Source organism: Stenotrophomonas sp. S41 (assembly GCF_016624625.1).
Taxonomy (GTDB): Bacteria; Pseudomonadota; Gammaproteobacteria; order Xanthomonadales; family Xanthomonadaceae; genus Stenotrophomonas.
In genome coordinates this window covers 1-5,361 of the sequence record NZ_JACVTV010000172.1, presented here as the reverse complement: position 1 = coordinate 5,361, position 5,361 = coordinate 1, and the positions used below count along the sequence as shown (strand labels likewise).

Sequence of the window (5,361 nt, the reverse complement as noted above, 5' to 3'; positions counted from 1 at the left end):
CAGTAGATCCACGCCATGCGTGGATGAACCCATCCGCAGTGCGGACCAACGGTCCGCACCCACCATCGGGAGGCCGTAGATCCACGCCATGCGTGGATGAACCCCATCCAGGATCGCCGAACATAAAAAACGGCCCGGGTCTCCCCGGGCCGTTCCATTTCCATCTCACATCAAACCAATCACTCGATCGGCTGGTCCAGCATCAGCTGGCGTGCGAAGCGCACCGGCGGCGCGCCGTAGGACAGCATCTGGTCGTGGTACGCCTTCAGGTTGAACTTGTCGCCCAACTTGTCCTGCATCGCCTTGCGGGTGTCGAAGTGTTCCTGAGCACCGACGAAGTAGGTCGGCAGCTGCGCCGAGGTCAGCTGCGCGCGCACCCACTTGCCCGACGCTTCGCTTTCCTGCTGGAACGCGTCGTGGGTCATCAGGTGCATCGCCTTCTCGCGGTCCCAGTTGTCCACGTGCACGCCCTGGTCAAGGATCGCGTTGGAGATCGTGCGCAGGTAGAACTTCAGCTGCACCAGGTGGAACAGCGGGTCGTTGTTGAGGTAACCCTGCTCCTGCATCATGCGCTCGGTGTAGACCGCCCAGCCTTCGGCGAACAGGCCCGAACGCAGCACCGCACGCAGGGTCGACGGGAACTTGGCCGAGTGCCAGCCTTCCAGGTAGTGGCCCGGGGTGCCTTCGTGGATGCTCAGCAGGTGGATCATGCGCGAGTTGTACTCACGCAGGAACGAGTCGACCTGCTTGTCATTCCAGTCGTCCGGAATCGGCGAGACGGCGTAGAAGGTCTTCAGGTTCTTGTCCAGCGGGCCCGGCGAATCGCAGTAGGCCACGGCCACGCCGCGCTGGAATTCCGGCATCAGGATGATGTCGACCGGCGCATCGGGCAGGGTCATCAGGTCGTGTTCGCGCACGAACGCGGTGGACTGCTCCAGCGCGGCCTTGGCATCGTCGACCACCTTGTCGCGCGCCGGCTTGTCGGCGTAGGCCAGTTCCAGCGCGGCTTCGATGGCCTTCTGCTGCTGCTCGTCGGTCGGCTGCGCCGGCATTTCCGGCGCGCCCGGCTTGTCCTTCAGCACGGTCTGCGCGATGCCGTACATATCCTCGCGCACGCGCTTGAGTTCGGCGCGCGCACGCTCACCGATCTCCTGGCGCGACAGCGAGGAGTTCAGCGCGAACTTCAGCTTCTGGTCGTACTTTTCAGCACCGATGCGGAAGTCACCCTTGGCGTTCGGCACCAGGGTCTTGTCCAGCCAGGTCTGCTGCTCGTCCACGGCCTTCTTCAGGCCGTCGATGGCGGCCTGCAGGCGCTGCTGGTCGGCCTGCGGCAGTTCGCCGATGTGCGGGGTGATGAAGGTATCGACGATGCTGAGGATGCCCTTGTTCTGCTTGGCCACCGTCTCGGCGTGGATCTTCGGCACGCGTGCCGGGTCCAGGTTCTCGCGGGCCTGGGCGAAGATCGCCGGCAGCTTTTCCATGCGCGCGGTGGCCGACTTCAGGCGGTCGGGCAGCGGTGCGAACTCGCGCGCCATCAGGCCGTACAGGGCACTGCCGGCCAGGCCGTTGTAGACCTGCGGGTCCCACTTGCCGGACTGCAGCACGTCGCTGTTCCAGATTTCCGACTGCAGCTGGTTGCGCAGGATCGCCGCATCGACCTGGTTCTCGCGGCCGAGCTTGGCCACGTCGATCTTGTCCAGTTCGGCGAGCAGGCCCTTGTAGGCCGCCACGGTCTTCTGCTGGCCGGCCGCGCTCAGGTCGTCGATCTCGCTGTCATAGCGGTGGTCGCCGATCTGCGTCGCGCTGACCGGGGACAGCTGCATCCAGGTGTCCAGCGCACGCTTGGACAGGTCAGCGAAGGCGGTGTCGACCGCCGCATCGCCGGCCTGCTGGCTGGCGGCCGGGGTGGAACCGTTGGTCGGGGCGTCGGCCGGCTGGCAACCGGCCAGGGCGGCGACCAGGGCAAGGGCAAGGAGATGCGGGCGCATCGGCGTTCCTGTACTGGGATCAATCCCCGAGCATAGGCCGCGCGGGGCGCTTTGTCCCCCTGCCATAGGATTACCATGGGCGCTGGCAGGACTCCCAGCGCCCCGGAGGGCGACCCCATGCAGATTCACGGAAGAAGCAGATTCAGCACGCGAGGCGGGCTGGCAGCCCTCGCTCTCGCAGCCGCGCTCGCGGGCTGCGCGGTGCAGGGCGACCACGCCGCCTCCGCTGGCGGTGCCGCGGCCGAGGCGGTGGCCTCACCGGACGGCGCGTTCCTCGCCTACGAGCACGATGTGCAGGTACAGCTGGAAGCCACGCAGATCGCGTCGCGCATCCAGCAGGTCACGCAGGCCTGCCAGGGTGCGAAGTTCGGTGATTGTGCCGTGCTGGAAGTCGACCAGCGCAGCGGCGAGCGCCCCAGTGGCGAGGTCAAGGTGCGCATCGCGCCGAAGGGCGTGGAGCCGCTGATCGGCCTGGCCGGTGAAGGCGGGCAGGTCCAGGCGCGCAATACCCGCGCCGAGGATCTGGCCCAGCAGGTGGCCGACACCGCGCTGACCAAGGCCCGGCTGGAAAAGGAACACGCCCGCCTGCTGTCCTACCAGGACCGCAAGGATCTGAAGATCGAGGAACTGATGGCGATCACCACGCGCCTGTCGGAAATCGAAGCGGGCGTGGAGCAGGCCAACAAGGATGCCGCGCAGCAGCGCCGTCGCATCGATACCCAGCTGGTGACGCTGCACTTCGATACGACTTCGGGCCAGCGCAGCCGCAGTGAGATCGGTGAAGCGCTGAGTGAATCGGGCAACATCCTCAGCCTCAGCGTCGCATTCCTGATCCGTGCGGTTGCGGCCCTGCTGCCGGTCGCCATCGTGGCGCTGCTGGCCGGCTGGGGCATCCGCGCGTGGTTGCGCAGGCGCCGTCGCAAGGCGTGATCGAACGCAGGGGATACCGCCGGGCCATGCCCGGCGAGCCTCAGTGCAGTGGTAGCGCCGGGCCATGCCCGGCGAGCCCTCAGCCCTCGTCGGTCTCGTACTCGACGAACACATCCAGTTCCAGCGCCAGCTCCTGCACCGCATCGCGTACCTTCTGCGCGGTGCTTTCGTTGCCGACTTCCACTTCCAGTTCGTGGATGCCCGGGCCGATGTCATCGGACAGCCCGGCCGAGCTGGAGTCGTCGTCATCCATGTGCGGCATCAGGTCGTCCGTTTCTTCGACATGTTCGATGCCGTCCAGGCCCAGCAGCAGATCGCTGATGGCGCGGGCGTCGTCTTCGGTTCCGGTGATGCGCAGTCGCAGCATTGCCATGGCAGGTACACGGTGTGGGGTTGCCTGCAGCCTAGCCAGCGGTGGGCAAAGACCGGGTGACGGTGCAGTCAGCCGGCCGTGGGCGGGCGGCCGAGCAGGCTGTCGGGCAGGGCCGGAATGGGCGTGCGTTCGTCCTGCGCCTGGGTCAGCAGCCAATCGATGAACAGCCGCGCCGCCGGGCTGGGTGGCTGCGCTTCGGCATGCACCACGTAGTAGGCATAGCGCGCCTTCAGTGCCGGGCCAGGCAGGCGCACCACTTCATAGCGCTGCAGGTAGGGCTGGGCCACATGCGTGCGCGCCAGCACCGCGCCCATGCCGTACACCGCCGCGCGCATCGCATCGGTGCTGTCGGCGAACGTGTGCATCGGCGGCAAGGGCGAGGGCGGCCGCACGCCGGCATGGCGGAACCAGTCGCGCCAGCCCTGCGGCGAGAGATCGGTCAGCAGCGGCAGCTCGGCGATGCGCGCCGGATCCTGCAGCGCTTCCACGCCGGGCAGCGCCGGCGAGGCCACCGGGAACAGGCTGTCGTCCATCAGGTGCTGCGCATGCAGGCCGGGCCACTGGCCCAGGCCGTAGCGGATGCCGACCTCGGGGCCGTTCTCGTCGTAGCGGTCCAGGCCGCTGCCGGTGTGCAGTTCGATGCGGATGTGCGGATGGGCCTGGGTGAAGCGCGGCAGGCGTGGCAGCAGCCAGCAGTAGGACAGCGAGCGCAGCGTGGCGATCCGCAGCGGCACGCTGTCGGCGTCCGGCTGCAGGTGGTGGGCCACGGCGGCGACATCGGTGAAGGCGGCGCTGGCGGCGTCGGCCAGCTGCCGGCCCTCGGCGGTCAGGCGCACGCCGCGCGCGTGGCGCAGGAACAGGCGCACCTCCAGCACCTCCTCCAGGCGGCGCACGTGGTGGCTGACCGCGCTGGCGGTCAGGTGCAGCTCCAGCGCGGCCTGGGCGAAGTTCTGGTGGCGCGCGGCCACCGCGAACACGGCCAGCGCGGGGAGCAGGGAAGGGCGTAGCTGCATGTCGAGCCTCAAACCACATTTGTGGCTGGCAGCGATACTACGCGCTTGTGCAGCGGGCGTCTGCGGATGATCCTGTCGGCCCAGATACAGCGCAGGCGCAGGACGGAGGCAGGGCATGAACGCGGTACCGCAGGTGGCAGAACGCGATTGGCGCACCCCCTTGGAATTGACCCTGCTGGGCGCGATCTGGGGCTGCTCGTTCCTGTTCATGCGCGTGGCGGTGCCTTCGTTCGGCCCGTTCGCGCTGGTCGAAGTCCGTCTGGTGCTGGGCGCGCTGGTGCTGATGCCGTTCCTGTGGCGCGCCCGTGCGCAGTTCCCGCCGCGCCGCTGGCTGTGGCTGGCCCCGATCGGCCTGATCAACTCGGCGCTGCCGTTCGTGCTGTTCGCCTATTCGGCCGAGCAGGCACCGGCGGCCATCGGCGCGATCTGCAACGCGATGACCGTGCTGTTTGCTGCGCTGATCGCCTTCCTGTTCTTCGGCGAGAAGATCGGCGTGCGCCGCGCCAGTGCACTGCTGGTCGGCTTTGCCGGCGTGGTGGTGCTGGCCACTGCCAAGGTGTCGGGCCTGAGCATCGGCATGGCCGTGCTGGCCGGTGCTGCGGCCTCGCTGCTGTACGGGCTGGGCGTGAACCTGGTGAAGCGGCACATGACCGGCCTGCCGTCGGCCGCTGCAGCGGCGGCGACGCTGGGCTGCGCTTCGTTGTGGATGCTGCCGATGGCAGTGACCCACTGGCCGCAGGCGGTGATCCCGGGCAAAGCCTGGGGCGCAGCGATCGCACTCGGCGTGGCCTGCACCGGCCTGGCCTTCCTGATGTTCTACCGCCTGATCGGCCGCATCGGCCCCTCGCGCGCGTCGACGGTGACCTATCTGATCCCGCTGTTCGGCGCGGCGTTCGCGTGGCTGTTCCTCGGCGAGCCGGTGACCCTGCAGATGCTGATTGCCGGCGGCCTGATCCTCGGCAGCGTGGCCGTCAGCCAGAAGGGCTGAGCAAGGTAGTGGTAGCGCCCGGCCCGGCCCCGCGCGCGCCCCCCGCGGGCCGCCAGAACCGTGAGCCCA

Annotated in this window: 5 protein-coding genes; 2 read left to right on the top strand and 3 right to left on the bottom strand. The window is 68.3% G+C overall.

Features of this window, described 5'->3' with window-relative positions; translation table 11 throughout:
• Positions 1-179 precede the first annotated feature (179 nt).
• Positions 180-1,988: a DUF885 domain-containing protein gene (locus IAE56_RS20440; protein WP_200753778.1), complete on the bottom strand. Its 1,809-nt coding sequence runs from the start codon at positions 1,986-1,988 to the stop codon at positions 180-182.
• A 159-nt stretch (positions 1,989-2,147) separates the two neighbouring features.
• Between IAE56_RS20440 and IAE56_RS20435 the strand changes: the two genes are divergently transcribed.
• Positions 2,148-2,918: a DUF4349 domain-containing protein gene (locus IAE56_RS20435; RefSeq protein ID WP_234456240.1), complete on the top strand. Its 771-nt coding sequence runs from the start codon at positions 2,148-2,150 to the stop codon at positions 2,916-2,918.
• A 79-nt stretch (positions 2,919-2,997) separates the two neighbouring features.
• Here the strand turns inward: IAE56_RS20435 and IAE56_RS20430 are convergent, their stop codons facing one another.
• Both IAE56_RS20430 and IAE56_RS20425 read right to left on the bottom strand, forming a co-directional pair.
• Positions 2,998-3,291, bottom strand: coding sequence for a hypothetical protein (locus tag IAE56_RS20430; RefSeq protein WP_005415831.1), 294 nt, complete (start codon positions 3,289-3,291; stop codon positions 2,998-3,000).
• 68 nt (positions 3,292-3,359) lie between these two features.
• The gene (locus IAE56_RS20425; RefSeq protein WP_200753776.1) at positions 3,360-4,304 is read right to left on the bottom strand and encodes a LysR substrate-binding domain-containing protein; all 945 of its coding nucleotides are present in this window, start codon (positions 4,302-4,304) and stop codon (positions 3,360-3,362) included.
• Positions 4,305-4,419: 115 nt separating this feature from the next.
• Between IAE56_RS20425 and IAE56_RS20420 the strand changes: the two genes are divergently transcribed.
• A complete protein-coding gene (locus IAE56_RS20420) occupies positions 4,420-5,292 on the top strand; it encodes a DMT family transporter (protein ID WP_200753775.1) in 873 nt (290 codons plus the stop codon).
• Positions 5,293-5,361: the final 69 nt, after the last annotated feature.

Coding starts and splice junctions, on each gene's coding strand:
- IAE56_RS20430 (WP_005415831.1), bottom strand. CDS start 3,291: ATGGCAATGCTGCGACTGCGCATCACCGGAACCGAAGACGACGCCCGC.
- IAE56_RS20420 (WP_200753775.1), top strand. CDS start 4,420: ATGAACGCGGTACCGCAGGTGGCAGAACGCGATTGGCGCACCCCCTTG.
- IAE56_RS20440 (WP_200753778.1), bottom strand. CDS start 1,988: ATGCGCCCGCATCTCCTTGCCCTTGCCCTGGTCGCCGCCCTGGCCGGT.
- IAE56_RS20425 (WP_200753776.1), bottom strand. CDS start 4,304: ATGCAGCTACGCCCTTCCCTGCTCCCCGCGCTGGCCGTGTTCGCGGTG.